The organism is Nonomuraea sp. NPDC049419, assembly GCF_040676995.1.
Classification (GTDB): Bacteria; Actinomycetota; Actinomycetes; order Streptosporangiales; family Streptosporangiaceae; genus Nonomuraea; species Nonomuraea salmonea.
This window is the reverse complement of sequence record NZ_JBFAQB010000001.1, coordinates 901,573-919,170: the sequence shown is the minus strand read 5'-3', so window position 1 is coordinate 919,170 and position 17,598 is coordinate 901,573. Positions and strand designations below refer to the sequence as shown.

The 17,598-nt window shown below is 70.2% G+C and carries 16 protein-coding genes; 9 read left to right on the top strand and 7 right to left on the bottom strand.

Annotated features, from left to right (window positions below; genetic code table 11):
* Positions 1 to 80: 80 nt before the first annotated feature.
* Entirely contained in the window at positions 81 to 1,130 is a 1,050-nt protein-coding gene (locus AB0K12_RS04250) for a glucose 1-dehydrogenase (RefSeq protein WP_364555427.1), read from the top strand.
* Here AB0K12_RS04250 and AB0K12_RS04245 read toward each other — a convergent pair.
* Together AB0K12_RS04245 and AB0K12_RS04240 are read right to left on the bottom strand one after the other, a co-directional pair.
* Complete coding sequence (locus AB0K12_RS04245) at positions 1,127 to 1,936, bottom strand: CHAP domain-containing protein (protein WP_364555426.1); 810 nt, start codon at positions 1,934 to 1,936, stop codon at positions 1,127 to 1,129. The two genes, AB0K12_RS04250 and AB0K12_RS04245, sit on opposite strands and share 4 nt — an antisense overlap.
* 181 nt (positions 1,937 to 2,117) lie before the next feature.
* On the bottom strand, positions 2,118 to 2,888 hold the full coding sequence (locus AB0K12_RS04240) for a protein phosphatase 2C domain-containing protein (RefSeq protein WP_364555425.1): 771 nt from the start codon (positions 2,886 to 2,888) through the stop codon (positions 2,118 to 2,120).
* A gap of 77 nt (positions 2,889 to 2,965) precedes the next feature.
* On the opposite strand from AB0K12_RS04240, the gene AB0K12_RS04235 reads away from it, so the two are divergent.
* The 8 genes from AB0K12_RS04235 (at position 2,966) to AB0K12_RS04200 (ending at position 12,267) form a co-directional block, all read left to right on the top strand.
* The gene (locus AB0K12_RS04235; protein ID WP_364555424.1) at positions 2,966 to 4,774 is read left to right on the top strand and encodes an N-6 DNA methylase; all 1,809 of its coding nucleotides are present in this window, start codon (positions 2,966 to 2,968) and stop codon (positions 4,772 to 4,774) included.
* Positions 4,775 to 4,814: 40 nt separating this feature from the next.
* Positions 4,815 to 5,705 carry a serine/threonine-protein kinase gene (locus AB0K12_RS04230; protein ID WP_345397369.1) on the top strand — a complete coding sequence of 297 codons (891 nt, stop codon included), beginning with the start codon at positions 4,815 to 4,817 and terminating at the stop codon, positions 5,703 to 5,705.
* 175 nt (positions 5,706 to 5,880) lie between these two features.
* Positions 5,881 to 7,176 carry an ABC transporter substrate-binding protein gene (locus AB0K12_RS04225; protein ID WP_364555422.1) on the top strand — a complete coding sequence of 432 codons (1,296 nt, stop codon included), beginning with the start codon at positions 5,881 to 5,883 and terminating at the stop codon, positions 7,174 to 7,176.
* Positions 7,173 to 8,135, top strand: coding sequence for a sugar ABC transporter permease (locus AB0K12_RS04220; protein ID WP_364555420.1), 963 nt, complete (start codon positions 7,173 to 7,175; stop codon positions 8,133 to 8,135). Before AB0K12_RS04225 ends, AB0K12_RS04220 begins: the two co-directional genes overlap by 4 nt.
* Positions 8,132 to 8,935, top strand: a complete 804-nt coding sequence (locus AB0K12_RS04215) for a carbohydrate ABC transporter permease (protein ID WP_364555419.1) — start codon at positions 8,132 to 8,134, stop codon at positions 8,933 to 8,935. Before AB0K12_RS04220 ends, AB0K12_RS04215 begins: the two co-directional genes overlap by 4 nt.
* Positions 8,932 to 10,302: a GH1 family beta-glucosidase gene (locus AB0K12_RS04210; RefSeq protein WP_364555418.1), complete on the top strand. Its 1,371-nt coding sequence runs from the start codon at positions 8,932 to 8,934 to the stop codon at positions 10,300 to 10,302. The genes AB0K12_RS04215 and AB0K12_RS04210 overlap by 4 nt, the downstream gene beginning before the upstream one ends.
* Before the next feature lie 32 nt (positions 10,303 to 10,334).
* Positions 10,335 to 11,330, top strand: a complete 996-nt coding sequence (locus AB0K12_RS04205; RefSeq protein WP_364555417.1) for a LacI family DNA-binding transcriptional regulator — start codon at positions 10,335 to 10,337, stop codon at positions 11,328 to 11,330.
* A gap of 55 nt (positions 11,331 to 11,385) precedes the next feature.
* Positions 11,386 to 12,267 carry an aminoglycoside phosphotransferase family protein gene (locus tag AB0K12_RS04200; RefSeq protein WP_364555415.1) on the top strand — a complete coding sequence of 294 codons (882 nt, stop codon included), beginning with the start codon at positions 11,386 to 11,388 and terminating at the stop codon, positions 12,265 to 12,267.
* A gap of 3 nt (positions 12,268 to 12,270) precedes the next feature.
* On the opposite strand, the gene AB0K12_RS04195 is transcribed toward AB0K12_RS04200, so the two are convergent.
* From AB0K12_RS04195 to AB0K12_RS04175, 5 genes are read right to left on the bottom strand one after another with little or no spacing between them, the layout of a single operon-like run.
* Positions 12,271 to 12,798, bottom strand: a complete 528-nt coding sequence (locus tag AB0K12_RS04195; protein WP_364555413.1) for a carboxymuconolactone decarboxylase family protein — start codon at positions 12,796 to 12,798, stop codon at positions 12,271 to 12,273.
* Between the two features lie 40 nt (positions 12,799 to 12,838).
* On the bottom strand, positions 12,839 to 14,353 hold the full coding sequence (locus AB0K12_RS04190; RefSeq protein WP_364555411.1) for a glycoside hydrolase family 13 protein: 1,515 nt from the start codon (positions 14,351 to 14,353) through the stop codon (positions 12,839 to 12,841).
* 4 nt (positions 14,354 to 14,357) lie between these two features.
* Positions 14,358 to 15,290, bottom strand: a complete 933-nt coding sequence (locus AB0K12_RS04185) for a carbohydrate ABC transporter permease (RefSeq protein WP_364555409.1) — start codon at positions 15,288 to 15,290, stop codon at positions 14,358 to 14,360.
* A complete protein-coding gene (locus AB0K12_RS04180) occupies positions 15,287 to 16,153 on the bottom strand; it encodes a sugar ABC transporter permease (RefSeq protein WP_364378997.1) in 867 nt (288 codons plus the stop codon). Before AB0K12_RS04180 ends, AB0K12_RS04185 begins: the two co-directional genes overlap by 4 nt.
* Before the next feature lie 5 nt (positions 16,154 to 16,158).
* A complete protein-coding gene (locus AB0K12_RS04175) occupies positions 16,159 to 17,511 on the bottom strand; it encodes an extracellular solute-binding protein (RefSeq protein WP_364555407.1) in 1,353 nt (450 codons plus the stop codon).
* Positions 17,512 to 17,598: the final 87 nt, after the last annotated feature.

The following is a 17,598-nucleotide window of genomic DNA, read 5'->3' as shown; positions in this document are numbered from 1 at the left end:
CTTCACTTACGAAGATACTAGGACGTCCTACTATTTCCCAAGGGACTCCGGGGTAGGGGCCGTGGCGAGGAGGTGAGGCGATGCGCGCGCTCACGTTCGTGCCGGGCGGCAAGGACACGCTGGAGGTGCGGGAGGTGCCCGACCCCGAGCCGCGCCAGGGCGAGCTGCTCGTCCAGGGGCTCGCCCTGGGGATCTGCGGGACCGACAGGGAGCTGGTGCAGGGCGACTACGGCTGGCCGCCGCCCGGCGAGGAGCGCATGGTCATCGGGCACGAGTCGCTCGGCCGGGTGCTGCGGGCCCCCGACGGCTCCGCGTTCTCGCCCGGCGACCTGGTGGCGGGCGTCGTCCGCCGGCCCGACCCCGAGCCGTGCGGCGCGTGCCGGCGCGGCGAGTTCGACATGTGCCGCAACGGCCGCTACACCGAGCGGGGCATCAAGGAGCTGGACGGCTTCGGCAGCGAGCTGTGGACGATCGAGGCCGCCTACGCCGTCCGCGTCGATCCCGCTCTGGACACCCTCGGTGTGCTGGTGGAGCCCGCCTCCGTGGTCGCCAAGGCGTGGGAGCAGATCGAGCGCATCGGCGCCAGGGCCTGGTTCGAGCCGCGCACGCTGCTGGTGACGGGCGCCGGGCCGATCGGGCTGCTGGCGGCGCTGCTCGGCCGGCAGCGCGGGCTGGAGACGCACGTGCTCGACCGGTCACCGCCCGGGCTCAAGTCGAGCCTCGTGGAGGAGCTGGGAGGCATCTACCACTCGTCCTCGACGCTGGAGGACTTCCAGCGGGCCAAGCCGGACATCATCATCGAGTGCACGGGTGCGGGGCAGCTCGTCATCGACTCGCTCACGACCACCGCGGCGGTGGGCATCGTGTGCCTGTGCGGGCTGGCTCCCGGCGGGCGCGCGCACCGCGTGGACGCGGGCGTCATCAACCGGGACATCGTGCTGGAGAACGACGTGGTCTTCGGGACGGTCAACGCGAACCTGCGGCACTTCCGCGCGGCGGCCGAGGCGCTGGCGCGGGCCGACCGGCGGTGGCTGGAGCGGCTCATCACCCGGCGGGTGCCGCTGACGCGGGCCCTGGAGGCGTTCGAGCCGGCCAAGGACGTCAAGGCGGTGATCGACCTGACGGCCTAGCCCTCGTCGTACGGTCTGCGCCGCCTGGGGGCGTGCTCGGCTGCGGAACCGGCGGGCACCCGCGGACGGGCGGGACGGGCAGGCGCCGCGCCCTGGGCCTTGGCGGCTCCCTCGCCCGCGAACGGGTTCCTGGGAGACGGGACGCGCTGGATGTCCGGGGCGCTGGAAGGGCGGCGGCCGAGCCAGGGCCAGGCGAGGCGGCGGTGGGTGCCGCGGCCGCGGGTGACGCGCAGCGAGAGGATGATCGTCGTCAGCACCATGACGGCCAGCAACGCGGGCGGCGTGCCTAAGACGTCGAAGGGCGAGCCGTGCCCGGTCTGCGTCCGCGGCGGCGAGACGAAGGGCTGCTCGGTCGAGCGGATCTCGTCCTGGTCGGCCTTGGCCTTGACCAGGCGCGGGATGCCGTAGCCCACGACCTTGTCGGTCTCTCTGATCTTGCGTTTGAGCCAGACGCGATCGACGTTCGCCTCGATGGTGTGGATCTTCTTGCCGGCCACCCGCTCGACGACGCCGACGTGGTCGATGCCCTTGTAGCTCTTGCCGCCGCGCCAGTCGAAGAAGACCAGCGCGCCCGGCTCAGGACGCTGGCTCCACGCGTCCTTCTGGATGAACCAGGCCGCGTGCGAGGGCGTCCAGGCGAACTCCCCGACGTAGTCGGAGACGCCGGCCTTGTCCGCGGCCCAGGCGAGGAACATGTCGCACCACGGCGCGTCGCGGTATTGGGTGTCTTGGACACGATCGGCGTACCACTGGCCGAACTTGGTGAACTGGCCGCTCTTCTCCTTGTATCCGAGTTCCTGTCGCACCGTCTTCAGCAGCTTGTCGGCGATCGGGTCCAGCGTGACTCCTCCCAGAAAACCGGCGAATCACGATGGACTGTAGTAGCGCCATCGCGAATGCGCGCGGGTCACCTGGAAAGTGTCACCCTATGAGGCGAAATTTCGGTTGTGTTGCTGCTGATGCTGATGAGACGGGCTACTACGTGATTTAGGAGCCGGCGCCCACGCGGTAGAGGGTCACGTCCCCCGCGCCCGGCGCCACCACGTCGGCCACGATCACGGTGACGTTGTCGGGCGAGCCGCCCTCGTTGGCGAGGTCGATGAGCCGCTGGACGGCCGCCGCCGGGTCTGCCACATTGGTCAGCACCTCGTGCAGGACCTCGGGCCCGAGCACGGTCGTCAGCCCGTCGGAGCAGAGGAGGTAGCGGTCATCAGGCTCGGCTTCGCGCAGCGCCATGTCGGGCTCCGCCCGGCCCTCGCTGCCCAGCACGCGCAGCACCATCGACCGCCGGGGGTGCACGGCGGCCTGGTCCTCCGTGATGCGCCCTTCGTCCACCATCGACTGCACAAGTGTGTGATCCTTGGTCATCTGGTAGAGAGCACCATCGCGAAGCAGATATCCGCGGGAGTCACCGAGATGAGCCAGGGCGAAGCGGTAGCCGTCCCAGAGCATGGCGGTCACCGTGGTCCCCATCCCCCTGCGAGCGGGGTCGATGTCGGCCAGCTCGACCAGCCTGCGCGCCGCCTCGTGCACGGCGCCCTCCAGGGCCGCCTCGAGGTCGGCGCCCGTCTCGGGAAGCGTGGCATCCAGCTCGCGCATGACGGCGATCGCCGCCGAGCTCGCCAGCTCGCCGGCCGCGTGTCCACCCATCCCGTCAGCCACCACGAGCAACCGGCCGCTCGCGTAGCCAGAATCCTCGTTCTGCTCCCTGCGGCGGCCCACATCTGATCCGGCGGCATAGCGGATGTTGTGCTTCATACCCTGCAGTAAATCATTGGTTGAAAGACTTCACAAGCAGATGCGCTGAAGACTCGTTGTGAACTACTGTGGGCTCCATGAGCCACGACCCGACCGTCAACGCCGGGGACATCGCCCGGCTCGCCGGCGTCGGGCGGGCCGCGGTGAGCAACTGGCGCCGTCGCCACGACGACTTCCCCCAACCCATCGGCGGCACCGCCAACCAGCCGCTGTTCTCGCTGCGGCAGGTCGAGTCATGGCTGCGTCGCTATGGGAAGTCCTACCAGGTCTCCCTGGGAGATCGGGCGTGGCAACGCCTGAAAGCCGCCGGAGATTTGCGGCTGGGCGAGCTGGTGGCCCGCGCGGGAGCGCTGCTGACCGGCGCGGCCCACGCCGCCCGCGACGGCCAGGCCGACGCCTCCGGCCAGGAAAGCGCAGGTCATCCGGGGGCGCTCGATCCCGAGCTGACCGGGCTCATCCTGGAGCTGGGCAAGGAGCTGGGGCCGCTGCGGGCGTACGAGTTCCTCTGCGAGCGTTATCTCGAGGCCCACTCGCGCCAGCTCTCGGTCACCCGCGACGACGTCGCCGCGCTCATGGTCCGGCTGGCCGGCGCCGAGGGCGCCACCGTGCTCGACCCCGCGTGCGGCGTCGGCACGCTGCTGCTGGCCTCCAGCCGCGCCGGCCGCATCCTCGGCCAGGAGCTCAGCGAGACCTCCGCCGCCATCGCCGCCTCCCGGCTGCGGCTGCGCGGCGTCCAGGCCACGATCGTGGCCGGCGACTCCATGCGCCGCGACGGCTTCGCCGGCGAGCGCGCCGACGCGGTGGTGTGCGACCCGCCGTTCAACGAGCGGGCCTGGGGCTATGAGGAGCTGACCGGCGACCCCCGCTGGGAGTACGGCCTGCCGCCCAGGGGCGAGCCCGAGCTGGCCTGGGTGCAGCACTGCCTCACCCACGTCAAGCCGCGCGGCCTGGTGGCCATCCTGATGCCGCCGGCCGCCGCCAGCCGCAAGGCGGGCCGCCGCATCAGGGCCAACCTGCTCCGCGCCGGCGCCCTGCGGGCCGTCGTGGCGCTGCCCGGCAGCGACCTGTGGCTGCTGCGCCGCCCGGCCGCCGGTGAGCGCCCGCCGTCGGAGGTGCTGATCCTCGACGCCACGACCGACCTGTCGGCGGTGGAGCCGGCCTGGCAGGCGTACGTGGAGGACCGTTCCGACCAGACCGTCCGCATCATCGACCTGCTGGCCGACGAGGTCGACATGACCCCGGCCCGGCACCAGCGGCGCGACGACGTGGGCCGGGCCTTCGCCGAGGCCCGCGACCGCTTCCTGGCCGCCACGGCGGTCCCGCCGGACCTGAAGGTGCTGGAGCAGCCGCTCGACCAGCCCGCCACCACGCTCGGCGACCTCATCAAGGAGGGCCTGGTCACCACCTCGCAGGCGCCGCCCAAGATGGCCGCCGACGGGGGCGACATCCCGGTGCTCACCTCCGACGACCTGCTCAACGGCGGCTCGCCGTCCGGCTCGACCACCATGCAGCAGGGCCTGGTGCCGATCAGGGCGGGCGACGTCGTGGCCTCCTACAGCGCCGTCCGCGTGATCGCCGACGGCGGGGCGGTGCTCGGACCCCACCTGACGCTCTATCGCGTGGACGGGCGCCGGCTCGACCCCGACTTCCTCGCCGGGTTCCTGCGGGCCGCGGGCGGGCGGGTGACGACCGGCTCCAGCAGGTTCGACGTGCGCCGCACCCGGCTGCCCCGGCTGTCGCTGAAGGAGCAGAAGGCGTACGGCGCGGCGTTCCGTCAGCTGGCCGTGCTGGAGGACGCCATCCGCGAGACCTCGACGCTGGGGCAGACGCTGATCCGGCTGGGCCTCGACGGCCTCGCCGACGGCCACCTGCACCCGCAGTCCTGACGGTGTAGTTTTCTCCGGAAGGCTGCGGGAGAGGGGGTTTATGGTCATCGGTGACCGCTACGAGCTCGACGACCTCCCTCTCGGGCAAGGCGGCATGGGCGCCGTCTACGCGGGCCATGACCGCCACCTCGACCGCAGGGTGGCGGTGAAGCTGCTGCGCCTGCCGAGCGGCCCCGACCACGAGCTGGAGCGCCGCTTCATCAGGGAGGCGCGGATCCTCGCCAGGCTGGAGCATCCCGGCGCCCCCGTGCTCTACGACTTCGGCACCCACGAGCAGCGGCTCTACCAGGTGATGCAGTTCATCGAGGGCGTCACCGTGGCCGACCTGGTGCACGAGCACGGGCCGCTGCCGGTGCCGTGGGCGGCGGCGATCGCGGCGCAGGCGTGCGCGGTGCTGTCGGCGGCCCACGCGCTGTCGATCTGCCATCGCGACCTCAAGCCGACCAACCTCATGCTCTGCCCCGACGGCAGCGTGAAGGTGCTGGACTTCGGCCTGGCGATGCTCAGGGAGTCCGACGTGACGACGTTCACCAGGATCGGGCAGATCCTGGGCACGCCGGCGTACATGGCGCCCGAGCAGATCCAGCACGGCGTCACCGAGCCGCGCAGCGACCTCTACTCCCTCGGCTGCGTCCTGCACGAGATGCTCTCGGGACGGCAGCTCTTCACCGGGCCGACCGACTACGTCGTCTTCGAGAAGCAGGTCAAGGAGCGCCCGCCGGACATCCCCGGGCTGCCCGAGCCGCTGGGCGCGCTGTTGGCGCAGCTTCTGGAGAAGCAGCCCGCCGACCGCCCCGCCGACGCCGACGAGCTGTACGAGCGCCTCGACCCCTTCGCGGTCGCGCTGCCCATGCTGCCCGGCTTCCTCACCACGGCGCCGAGCCCCGGCCGCATGTACGCCCGCATGGCCGGCCGTGCGCTCACCGGCTGAACCGGTTCCTGTCCGCACAACCTCGGGAAACGGCGCCTGAGCACCTGAGATCGCGCTCTCACGGATAACGCATTCGTTATGTGACTCCCGTTGACAGAGCCCTGTGAGCACCGCGAATCTTCTGAGAGAGCGCTCTCTCACTCACCCCCTATGCAAGAGACCCAGGAGGGTTTCGATGGCCCCTCGCATCCATCGGCTCGGCCTGCCCCTGCTCACCGCGTCCGTCCTCGCCCTGGCGACGGCCTGTGGCGGAGGCGGCGACGGCACCGCGGCCGAGTCGAGCGCCAAGCCCGGCGAGAAGATCAAGCTGACCGTCGACCTGTTCGGCGACTTCGGCTTCCAGCCGCTCTACGAGGAATACAAGAAGACGCACCCGAACATCGAGATCGTCGAGAACGTCACCCAGTTCAACGACCACCACAGCAACCTGGTCAAGCGGCTGGCGACCAACGCGGGCGCGGGGGACGTCGCCGCGGTCGAGGTCGGCTACATCAGCACCTTCACCGCCCAGCCCGGCAAGTTCGTCGACCTCAAGCAGTACGGCCTCGACAAGCGCCAGCCGGAGTACCTCGACTGGAAGTGGCAGCAGGGCCTGTCCAAGGACCGCTCGCAGGTCCTCGGCCTCGGCACCGACGTCGGCGGCCTGGCCATGTGCTACCGCAAGGACCTGTTCAAGAAGGCCGGGCTGCCCGACGACCGCGAGAAGGTCTCGGCGCTCTGGCCGACCTGGGAGGAGTACATCGCGACCGGCAAGAAGTTCGCCGCGGCGAACGTGGCCGGCGCCAAGTTCGTGGACTCGCCAGGTGAGATCTTCCGTGCGATGGTCAACCAGGCCCCCGTCGGCCTGTACGACGACCAGGACACCATCATCGTCGAGTCCAACCCCGACGTGAAGAAGGCCTGGGACCTGTCGAACCAGATCACCCAGGAGGGCCTGACCGCCAAGCTGGCCGCCTTCTCCCCGCCGTGGAACACCGGCTTCGCCAAGGGCTCGTTCGCCACGATCATCTGCCCGGCCTGGATGACCGGCTTCATCCAGGAGCAGGCCAAGGACTCGGCCGGCAAGTGGGACATCGCGGCGGTGCCGGGCGGTTCGGGCAACAGCGGCGGCTCGCACCTCATGGTGCCGAAGCAGAGCAAGCACCCGAAGGAGGCGGCCGAGCTGATCGACTTCCTCACCTCCAAGGAGAACCAGGCCAAGGTCTTCAAGGAGGAGGGCACGTTCCCGTCGATCCCCTCGCTGTACGACGACCCGTCGATCCAGAGCTTCACCAAGCCGTTCTTCGGTGACGCCCCCATCGGCAAGATCTACTCCGACGCCGCCAAGGCGCTCAAGCCGCAGCACCTCGGCCCGAAGGAGGCCGACGTGCGCACCGCCATCGGCAACGGGCTCGGCCGCGTCGAGCAGGGCAAGCAGACGCCGGACGAGGCGTGGGCGCAGGTGCTCGAGGACGTCAAGAAGATCAAATGAGCTCCCTTCCTCTCGCGGTCACGCAGAGGCGTAGGCGCAGCGTGCGGCACACCCTCGATGTGAGGGTGTCGCCGTACGCCTACGTGGCCCCCTTCTTCCTGCTGTTCTGCGCCTTCGGGCTCTTCCCGCTGGTCTACACGGCCTGGGTGAGCCTGCACGAGTGGACGTTGCTGTCGGAGACGCAGGAGTTCATCGGCCTCGGCAACTATTCGACGCTGCTGGCCGACTCCTACTTCTGGAACGCCACCTTCAACACCCTGTCCATCGGGGTCCTGTCCACCGTGCCGCAGCTCGCGCTGGCCATCTGGCTCGCGCACCTGCTGAACCGGCGGCTGCGGTTGCAGACGTTGTTCAGGGTCGCGCTGCTGCTGCCGAACGTCACCAGCGTGGTCGCGGTGGTCGTGATCTTCAGCCAGCTCTTCGGCCGGGACTTCGGGATGATCAACTGGTTCCTGTCCTGGTTCGGGGTGGGCCAGATCGACTGGGCGGCGGGCACGGCCAGCTCGCACGTCGCGCTCTCGGTGATGATCATGTGGCGCTGGACCGGGTACAACGCGCTGATCTTCCTCGCGGCCATGCAGGCCGTACCGCGCGATCTGTACGAGGCCACCACCCTTGACGGCGCGAGCAGCTTCACCCAGCTCCGCCGCATCACCATTCCCATGATCCGGCCGACGATCATCTTCGTGGTCATCGTCTCGACGATCGGCGCGATGCAGATCATCGCCGAGCCGATGCTGTTCGGGCAGAGCAGCGGCGGCGGTGGCGGCATCGCCACGGGCGGCCCCGACCGGCAGTTCCAGACGCTGGCGCTGTTCGTCTACGAGCAGGGCTTCGCGAACGCGACGTTCGACTTCGGGTACGCCTCCGCGGCCTCCTGGCTGATGTTCGTGGCCGTGGTGGTCGTCGCCGGCATCAACTTCCTCCTCACCCGTCGCGTGAAGGGCGGTCTGCTGTGAGGCTGCGTTACCTGACCCTGATCGCGGTGGCCTTCTTCTCCGCCTTCCCGCTCTACTACAGCGTCGTGGTGGCCTCCAGGCACAACTCGGCGCTGGCCGAGGTGCCGCCGCCGCTGCTGCCCGGCGGCAACTTCTTCGCCAACGTGGCGCGCGTCTTCGACACCGTGCCGTTCGGGCTGGCGCTGCTCAACTCGGTCATCGTGGCCGGCTCGATCTCGATCGCGGTGATGTTCTTCTCGACGCTGGCCGGGTTCGCCTTCGCCAAGCTGAGCTTCAGGGGCAAGAACATCATGCTGGTGATCACGGTCGCGACCATGATGGTCCCGGCGCAGCTCGGCATCATCCCGCTCTACATGCTCATGGTGAAGCTGGAGTGGACCGGCACGAACTACGCGCTCATCGTGCCCGCGCTGGTCAACGCGTTCGGCGTGTTCTTCATGACCCAGTACCTCCAGCGCGCGCTGCCCACCGAGCTGCTGGAGGCCGGGCGGGTGGACGGCTGCACGACGTGGCGGCTGTTCTGGCACGTCGTGCTGCCCACGGCGCGGCCGGCGGCGGCGGTGCTCGGCATGCTGACGTTCATGTCGGCCTGGAACGACTACTTCTGGCCGCTGGTCGTGCTCACCCCGGACAACCCCACCGTCCAGGTGGCGCTGTCGACCCTGGCCAGCGGTTACGTCAACGACTACGTGCTCGGCCTGGCCGGCACCGCGATCGGCACGCTGCCGCTCGTGGCGGTCTTCGCCCTGTTCGGCAAGCACATCATCGGCGGAATCATGCAAGGAGCTGTTAAGGGATGATCTTTCCCGAGGACTTCGTCTGGGGAGCCGCCACGGCCTCCTATCAGATCGAGGGGGCGGTCAAGGAGGACGGGCGGGGCCAGTCGATCTGGGACACCTTCTCCCACACCCCCGGGAACGTGGCCGACGGCGACACCGGCGACGTGGCCTGCGATCACTATCACCGCTACCGCGACGACATCGCCCTGATGCGCGAGCTGCGGCTGGCGGCCTACCGGTTCTCGGTGGCCTGGCCGCGCATCCAGCCCGACGGCGAGGGGGAGATCAACCCGCGCGGCCTGGCCTTCTACGACAGGCTCGTGGACGAACTGCTCGCCTCCGGCATTTCGCCTTATGCCACGCTTTATCACTGGGATCTCCCCCAAGCCCTGGAGGACCGGGGCGGCTGGACGAACCGCGACACCGCGTACCGGTTCGCCGACTACGCCCAGGCCGTCCACGACAAGCTCGGCGACCGCGTCACCGACTGGGCCACGCTCAACGAGCCCTGGGTGGCCGCGTTCCTCGGCTACGGCAACGGCGTGCACGCGCCGGGCCGCCGCGATCCTGGCGAGGCGCTGCGCTCGGCCCACCACCTGCTGCTCGGCCACGGGCTCGCGGCCAGGCGGCTGCGCGAGTCGGGTGCGGGCAGCATCATGCTCGTCGTCAACTCCGCGCCCGTGCTCACCCCGGCCCAGGTCAACGACCCGTCGGCGGTCGCGGGCGAGGCCGACGCGGCGGCTGCCCAGCGCATCCACGCGCTGCTCACCAGGCAGTTCCTCGACCCGGCCGTGTACGGGACGTACCCGGAGGAGGTGCTCGCGGCGGCGGAGCGCAACGGCGGCACCGCGCACATCCAGGACGGCGACCTGGAGCTGATCAACGCGCCGCTCGACCTGATCGGCATCAACTACTACAACCCGTGCGTCGTGGAGGCGGGCCCCGGGCTGCCGGCCGACGCCGCCTGGCCGGGCTCGGAGGGCGTCAGGTTCGCCCCCGCCGACGCGCCCACCACCGCCATGGGCTGGCCGATCGTCCCCGACGGCCTGTCCCGCCTGCTGGTCCGGCTCTCCAAGGACTATCCGCAGGTCGGCCTCATGGTCACCGAGAACGGCGCGGCCTTCGACGACGTCGTCGAGGACGGCAGGGTGCACGACGACGACCGGGTGGCGTACCTGGACGGGCACCTGCGCGAGGTGCACCGCGCCATCGAGGCGGGCGCCGACCTGCGCGGATACCTGGTGTGGTCGCTGCTCGACAACTTCGAGTGGGCGGAGGGCTACCGGCGGCGCTTCGGCATCGTGCACGTGGACTACGCGACGCAGGAGCGGGTGCCCAAGGACAGCGCGCTCTGGTACAGGGACGTCATCGTCAGGAACGGCCTGTAGATTTTTACCGTGCTCTCCCTTCGTGTGCAGTCATGAGACGCCCGACCCTGGAGGCGGTCGCCGCCCGGGCGGGTGTCTCGCGGGCCACCGCCTCCCGCGTCGTCAACGGGCAGACCACGGTCGCGCCCGACATCCGCGACGCCGTGCTGCGCGCGATCGACGAGCTGGGCTATGTCCCCAACTCGGCCGCGCGCAGCCTCGTCACCCAGCGCACCGACTCGGTCGCCCTGGTCGTGAGCGAGCCGGGCAACCGGGTCTTCTCCGAGGACCCGATGTTCTCCACCGCCATCAGGTCGGCCTCGGTGGAGCTGGAGGCGGTCAACAAGCAGGTCGTGCTCATGCTGGTGTCCTCGCCCAAGAGCCACGCCCGGGTGGAGCGCTACATCTCCGGCGGCCACGTCGACGGCGTGATGCTGCTGTCCATGCACGGCGCCGACCCGCTGCCGTCGGCCCTGTCGCGGCTGCGGGTGCCGGTGGTCTCCTACGGGCGGCCCGCCGTGCCGGTCGAGATCCCGTTCGTCGACAACGACAACGTCGGCGGGGCCGAGTCGGGGGTGCGCCACCTGGTCGAGACCGGGCGGCGCAGGATCGCCACCATCGCGGGGCCGCAGGACATGATCGCCGGGCAGGACCGGCTGACCGGCTACCGCAACGTGCTGCGCGACTCCGACCGGCGCTCCATCGTCGCGGTCGGCGACTTCACCCGCGAGTCGGGGGCCGTCGCGATGCGGCAGCTCCTGCGCGACGATCCCGCGCTCGACGCGGTGTTCGTGGCCAACGACCTGATGGCGGTGGGCGCGCTGCAGTCGCTGCGCCAGGCCGGGAGGCGGGTGCCCGACGACGTGGCGGTGGTCGGGTTCGACGACATCGAGGCGGCCAAATACACCGAGCCGCCGCTGACCACGCTGCGCCACCCGATCGCGGAGCAGGCGGCGGCCATGGTGCGGCTGCTGCTCAACCTGTTCGAGGGCGGCCCCACCGCCCCGGTCATCCTGCCCACGGAGCTGGTCGTCCGAGAGTCGGCCTGACGTGGACGGACCGAGGTCCTGCACGGGATCTCCCGTGCGTCCGCCGGAGGCTGGCGTGGCCGCTCCGGTGTCCGCCCGTGCGGCTGTGGCGGCGGCCGTCGCGGTGGCCCGGGAGCATGGGGTGCTCGTGCGGGAGCCGGTGGTGCTCAACGACTCGTTCAACGTGCGCGTCCATCTGAGGCCTGCGCCCGTCGTGGCGCGGGTGCCCACGGTCACCGCGCTCGGGCGGGCGCGGCCGGAGGAGGCGCTGGCGCGGGAACTCGCCGTCGTGTCGTTCCTCGCCGGGGCGGGCGCGCCGGTGGTGCCGCCCAGTGACCTGCTGCCGGCCGGGCCGCACGTACGCGACGGGGTGACGCTCTCTTTTTGGGCGTACGCCGAGCACGAGCCGGATCACGTGCCGACGCCCGCCACGTTCGGCGGGATGCTGGCCGAGCTGCACGCCGCCCTGCGCGCTCACCCCGGCGGGCTGCCGCTGCTCGGGCCCGTGCTGGACGAGCCGCTGCGGCTGCTCGACCTGCTCGCGGGCACGGTCGAGCCCGACGTCCTGGCCCGGCTGCGCGAGGCGCACGCCGATCTGGCGCGGCGGCTGGACGGCGTGGCGGCGACCGCGCAGGCCGTGCACGGTGACGCGCATCCCGGCAACCTGCTGGCCACGCCGGACGGCCTGCGGTGGAACGACTTCGAGGAGTGCATGGCCGGGCCCGTCGGCTGGGACCTGGCGTGCCTGCTGCGGACGACGCGGATGGACGGCAGGGCCGCCGTCCGCGCCTACGGCGCCGACCCCGGCGACCCCGTCCTGCGGACGTGCCTGGCCGCCCGCGGCCTGCAGGGCACGCTCTGGGTGCTGGTCAGGGCCCTGCGCTTCCCCGAACGCGCGGACGCGGCCCGCGCGGCGCTGAACGCCTGGCTCGACGACCCGACCGGCGAGACCCGCTGACCGTCAGACGCGGAAGACGCGGAGCTGGAGTGCCAGGGTGGCGTAGTAGCCGACCAGGGTGGTCAGCTCGAACAGCTCGCGTTCCCTCAGCGCCGCGTACTCCTCGTCGTCCAGGTCGCCCTCGGTGACCAGGGCGCGGGCGACGCGGAGCACGGCCCGCTCCCCCGGGTCGTCCAGCTCGGGGGTGTCGCCGGCGCGCAGGGCGGCCAGCTGCTCCTCGGTGAAGCCCAGGTCGCGGGCGATCGGCTCGTGGGCGGACTGCTCGAACGCGCTGTCCTGGTGGCCGGCCACCACGAGGATCGCCAGCTCTCTGGCCCGGTCGGTGAGCGTGGAGTGGTAGCGGATGGCCGCCCCGAGCTGCTGCAGCGGGTCGCCGACCGGCGGGCTGAGCAGCATGGCGTTGAACGGCCCGGTGAGCCCGCCGTACTCGTCCACCATGAACCGGCCGCGCGGCCCCGAGGTGATGCTGTTGTAGAGCGTCTTCGCCTCGGGGCCGAGTTCGTGCGGTGGGGTGCGTCGCAGGCGTGCCATGCCGCGATCGTAACCGCCCCAGTTGATCAGGCGCCGTCGATCAGGCCGGCGTCAGCCAGACCGTGGTGTCAGCGGGCAGCAGGCCGTCGTCCAGCGGGCCGCTGGACAGCAGCACGCGGCCCTCGGGGAGCGGCACCGGGGCGGCGCTCAGGTTCGTGACGCTGGTCAGGCCCGAGTCGCGGGTGAAGGCCAGCACCTCCTCCCCCATCGGCAGCCAGGTCAGCGTCCCGTCGCCGAGCAGCTCGCGGCGGATGCCGAGCGCCGAGCGGTAGAGGTTGAGCATCGAGCCGAGGTCCGTACGCTGCGCCTCGGCGGTCAGTTTGCGCCAGCTCTCCGGCTGCGGCAGCCACGGCGTGCCCGTGCCGAACCCGAACGGCGGCTCGTCCCCCGACCAGGGCAGCGGGATGCGGCAGCCGTCGCGGCCCGGGTTCGTGCCGCCCGAGCGGGCGTACATCGGGTCCTGGCGCAGCTCGTCCGGCAGGTCCTCCACCTCGGGCAGCCCCAGCTCCTCGCCCTGGTAGACGTAGACGGAGCCGGGCAGCGCCATCGCGAGCAGCGCGGCGGCGCGGGCGCGGCGGTAGCCGAGCTCCAGGTCCGTCGGGCTGCCGTGCAGGGCGCCGCCGTGGGCGAACGAGGTGTCGGCGCGGCCGTACCTGGTGACCGGCCTGGTCACGTCGTGGTTGGAGAGCACCCACGTCGGCGGGGCGCCGATCGGGGTGTGCGTGGCCAGCGTCAGGTCGATGGACCTGCGCAGGTCGCGCGGGTCCCACGCGCAGGACAGGAAGTCGAAGTTGAAGGCGGTGTGCAGCTCGTCGGGGCGCAGGTAGCGGGCGAAGCGCTCCTGGTCGGGCAGCCAGACCTCGCCGATGAGGATGCGCTCGCCGTACTCGTCGGCCACCTCGCGCCAGCGGCGGTAGACGTCGTGGACCTCGTCGAGATCCTCGTACGCCGTGTCCGACTTGATGAGCAGCGCCGCCGAGTCGATGCGGAAGCCGTCCACCCCGCGCTCGAACCAGAACCGCAGCACGTCCTCGAACTCCCGGTGCACCTCGGGGTTCGTCCAGTTGAGGTCGGGCTGCTCGGGGGCGAACAGGTGCAGGTACCACTGCCCGTCGGGCACCTGCGTCCAGGCCGAGCCGCCGAAGATCGACTGCCAGTCGTTGAGCGGCTCGTCGGCGAACCAGAACCGGCCGCGCGCCGCCGGATCCGCCAGCGCCTCCTTGAACCAGGCGCTCTCGGTCGAGCTGTGGTTGGGCACCACGTCGATGATGACCTTGATGTCGAGGTCGTGCGCCTCCTCGATGAACCGCTCGGCCTCGCCCAGCGTCCCGAAGACCGGCTCGATGCCGCGGTAGTCGGCCACGTCGTAGCCGCCGTCGGCCATCGGCGACGGATACCACGGGTTGAGCCAGATGGCGTCGATCCCGAGCTCCTTCAGGTACGGCAGGCGGGAGCGCAGGCCGGCGAGATCGCCGACGCCGTCGCCGTTCCCGTCGGCGAAACTCCGCAGGTAGACCTGGTAGATCGCGGCCCCCCGCCACCACGTTTGCGACATGCGCTCATCCCTTGATGCTTCCGGCGGTCAGGCCCGCCATGATGTGCCGTTGGAAGATGAAGAAAACGATGACCAGGGGGATGCTGGTGATCAGCAGCCCGCCCATGACCTGGTTCTGGGTGACGGCTCCGGCCGTCTGCGACAGGCCCACGCTGATCGTCATCTTGTCGCTGTCCGTCATGACCAGCAGCGGCCAGACGAAGTCCTTGAACGAGGTGACGATCGTGAAGATGGAGACCACACCCAGGATGGGCCGGGAGACCGGCAGGACCACAGAACGCAGGATCCGCACCGCCCCCGCCCCGTCGATCTGCGCCGCCTCGATCAGCTCCCTGGGGATCGAGTCGAAGAAGCGCTTGAGCAGGAAGATGTTGAAGCCGTTGGCGGCGGCCGGCAGCCACAGCGCCCACGGGTTGTTGAGCAGGCCGAGGTCGACGACCGTGACGTACAGCGGGATCAGCACCACCATCGCCGGGATCATCAGCGTGGCGAGCATCATGCCGAGGATGACGTTGCCGAACATCGGCCGCAGCTTCGACAGCGCGTACGCCGCCGACACGTCCACCGCCATGCAGACCACCCAGCCGCCCAGCGAGTAGTAGGCGGTGTTGGCCAGCAGCGTCCCGATGTCGAACAGGTCCCACGCCTCGAAGAACGCCTCGGGTGACGGGTCGGCGGGGAAGAGCGTGGGCGGCATCTGCGCCAGCTCCTCCGGCGTCTTCAGCGCGCCGGTCGCCATCCAGTACAGCGGGAAGACGAACGCCAGGGTGAACAGCACGAGCACCGCGACCAGCACCAGCCAGTAGATGCGCCGGCCCCACCTGCTGTTGAGCTGGTGCGGCGAGACGATCGTGCGGAACTGCACCTCGATCGGCTTCGGCGCGCGCTTCCTGCCCCGGGCGCGGCGGGCGGCCGCCCCGGCTCCGACGGAGATCACGCCTTGTCCTCCCTGGTCAGACGGAGCTGGAAGGCGGCGAAGACGAGCAGCACGAGCATCAGCATCATGCCGAGCGCCCCCGCCGAGCCGTAGTCCTGCAACGTGAAGGCGTTCTGGAACATCAGGTACGCCACCGTGACCGTCGCGTTCTCCGGCCCGCCGCCGGTCAGCATGTACGGCTCGATGAACACCTGCATGGTGGCCACGATCTGCAGCATCAGCATGAGCAGCAGGATCAGCCGGGTCTGCGGGATCGTGACGTGCCTGATCCGCTTCCAGATGCCGGCGCCGTCGAGCTCGGCCGCCTCGTACAGCTCGGGCGGGATGTTCTGCAGCGCGGCCAGGTAGATGAGCGTCGCGCTGCCCATGTTCATCCAGGTCGAGACGATGACGAGGGAGATCAGCGCGGTGGAGGAGCTGTCGAGCCAGGCGAGGCCCGGCAGGCCGAAGAAGTCGAGCACCTGGTTGAACAGCCCGGGCCCCGGGTCGTAGAACCACCGGAACAGCAGCACGGCCACGATCGGCGGCAGCATGACCGGCAGGTAGACCACGAACCGCAGGTAGGCCCGGGCGTGGCGCAGCTCGTTCAGGACGAGCGCGACGACGAACGGCACGGCGTAGCCGCACAGCAGGGCGAGGAGCGTGAACTCCAGGGTGTTGAGCCAGGCTTCGCCGAAGGCCGGGTCGAGGAAGGCCGTCGTGAAGTTCTGCAGCCCGACCCAGATCGGCTCGTTGATCAGGTCGGTCTTCTGGAAGCTCAGGATGAACTCCCTGACCATGGGATACCAGGCGAACACCGTGAAGCAGAACAGCGCCGCGCACAAGAACCCGTAGGCCGTCAGGTTGCGCCTCAAGATCTGCATGGAGGTCAGCCCTTGGCCGCCAGCAGCGAGTTCACCTTCGACTCGGCGTCGGAGAGCAGCTGGTCGATGTCGGCGTCCTTACGGCTCAGCACGCCCGACATCGGCACGTCGAGGACGGCGTACAGCTCCTGGGCGTGCGCCGGCTCGGCCTTGGGCGGGACGGTGCCGGCGGCCTTGACGTAGGAGTCGTAGTTGGCGACCGGCAGCGTCGCGTTCTTCACCCGGTCCTCCTGGAGCGCCTGGCCGGTGGGCGAGTCGCCGTACACCGCGTTGTCGGGCACGCCGACCGGGTTGCCGATGCTCTTGCCGCGCGCGAAGTCGAAGCGGCCCTTGCCGACGGTGTTGTAGCGGAAGTCGAGCCATTGGAGCGCGGCCTTGGCCTCCTCAGGGGTCGCCTTCGGGTTGATCATGAACGCCTCGCCGCCGCTCAGCGACGCCTTGGCCTCGGGGAAGCCGGTGATGCCGTAGTCGTCGACGTTGCCCTTGAACTTGGTGACGACGTCGGTCACGACGTCGGGGGCGCCGAGCATCATGCCGACCTTGCCGCTGCCCATGGCGACCATCAGCGACTCCCAGCCGACCAGGAGCCTGGTGCCCATGCTGTCGTCCGTCCAGCGCATGTCGTGCAGCGTCTGCAGCACGGCCTTGCCCTCGGGCGAGTTGAAGGCGGCGCGCTTGTCGTCGGGGGTCAGGATGTCGCCGCCGCGGCCGTAGAGGGCCTGAGTGAAGTGCCAGCCGCCGGTGTTGCCGCCGGAGTACTCGCCGTAGCCGATGTGGCCGGCGCCCAGCCCGGCGATCTTCTTCGCGGCCTCGCGCACCTCGGCCCAGGTCTGCGGCGGGGCGTCGGGGTCGAGGCCGGCCTTGGTGAACAGCGCGCGGTTGTAGACCAGGCCCACGCTGTAGTGCACGTTGGGGACGCCGTAGACCTTGCCGTCCTTGGTGAGCAGCTCCTTGTGGTCGGCGCGCAGGTCGTTCCAGTTCTTGATCAGGTTCGTGTACGGCGTGATGTCGAGCGCCTGGCCCTTGGAGATCACGTCGGCGTAGTTCGTCATCGGCACCATGAACGCCGTCTCCATCTGGCCGCCCGCCAGCTTGGGTCCGAACGTCTTGGGGTCGAAGCACGGCTGCTGGTCCGTGCTCTTGACCGTCACGCCGGGGTGTTCCTTCATGAACGTCGCCACGTCGTCGTCCCACGCCTGGCGTTCCTTGGGCGCGGACTTCGCCGGCTGGCAGGCCACCGTGATCGACACGGCCTTGGCGCCGCCGGCGGACGGGGTGGCGGGCTCGCCGCCCGAGCCGCATGCGGTGGCCGTGAGGCTCAGCGCGGTTACGAGCAGGAGTCCGGTGGATCTCTGCATGGTCTGACCCTTCTTGATGCGAGGTGCCCACACCATAGGTTCCTCGACCGAAGGGCGCAAGATTTCGACTTCAAGTTGCAAGATAAC

Coding starts and splice junctions, on each gene's coding strand:
- AB0K12_RS04175 (WP_364555407.1), bottom strand. CDS start 17,511: ATGCAGAGATCCACCGGACTCCTGCTCGTAACCGCGCTGAGCCTCACG.
- AB0K12_RS04230 (WP_345397369.1), top strand. CDS start 4,815: ATGGTCATCGGTGACCGCTACGAGCTCGACGACCTCCCTCTCGGGCAA.
- AB0K12_RS04190 (WP_364555411.1), bottom strand. CDS start 14,353: ATGTCGCAAACGTGGTGGCGGGGGGCCGCGATCTACCAGGTCTACCTG.
- AB0K12_RS04180 (WP_364378997.1), bottom strand. CDS start 16,153: ATGCAGATCTTGAGGCGCAACCTGACGGCCTACGGGTTCTTGTGCGCG.
- AB0K12_RS04235 (WP_364555424.1), top strand. CDS start 2,966: ATGAGCCACGACCCGACCGTCAACGCCGGGGACATCGCCCGGCTCGCC.
- AB0K12_RS04210 (WP_364555418.1), top strand. CDS start 8,932: ATGATCTTTCCCGAGGACTTCGTCTGGGGAGCCGCCACGGCCTCCTAT.
- AB0K12_RS04250 (WP_364555427.1), top strand. CDS start 81: ATGCGCGCGCTCACGTTCGTGCCGGGCGGCAAGGACACGCTGGAGGTG.
- AB0K12_RS04225 (WP_364555422.1), top strand. CDS start 5,881: ATGGCCCCTCGCATCCATCGGCTCGGCCTGCCCCTGCTCACCGCGTCC.
- AB0K12_RS04195 (WP_364555413.1), bottom strand. CDS start 12,798: ATGGCACGCCTGCGACGCACCCCACCGCACGAACTCGGCCCCGAGGCG.
- AB0K12_RS04205 (WP_364555417.1), top strand. CDS start 10,335: ATGAGACGCCCGACCCTGGAGGCGGTCGCCGCCCGGGCGGGTGTCTCG.
- AB0K12_RS04240 (WP_364555425.1), bottom strand. CDS start 2,888: ATGAAGCACAACATCCGCTATGCCGCCGGATCAGATGTGGGCCGCCGC.
- AB0K12_RS04220 (WP_364555420.1), top strand. CDS start 7,173: ATGAGCTCCCTTCCTCTCGCGGTCACGCAGAGGCGTAGGCGCAGCGTG.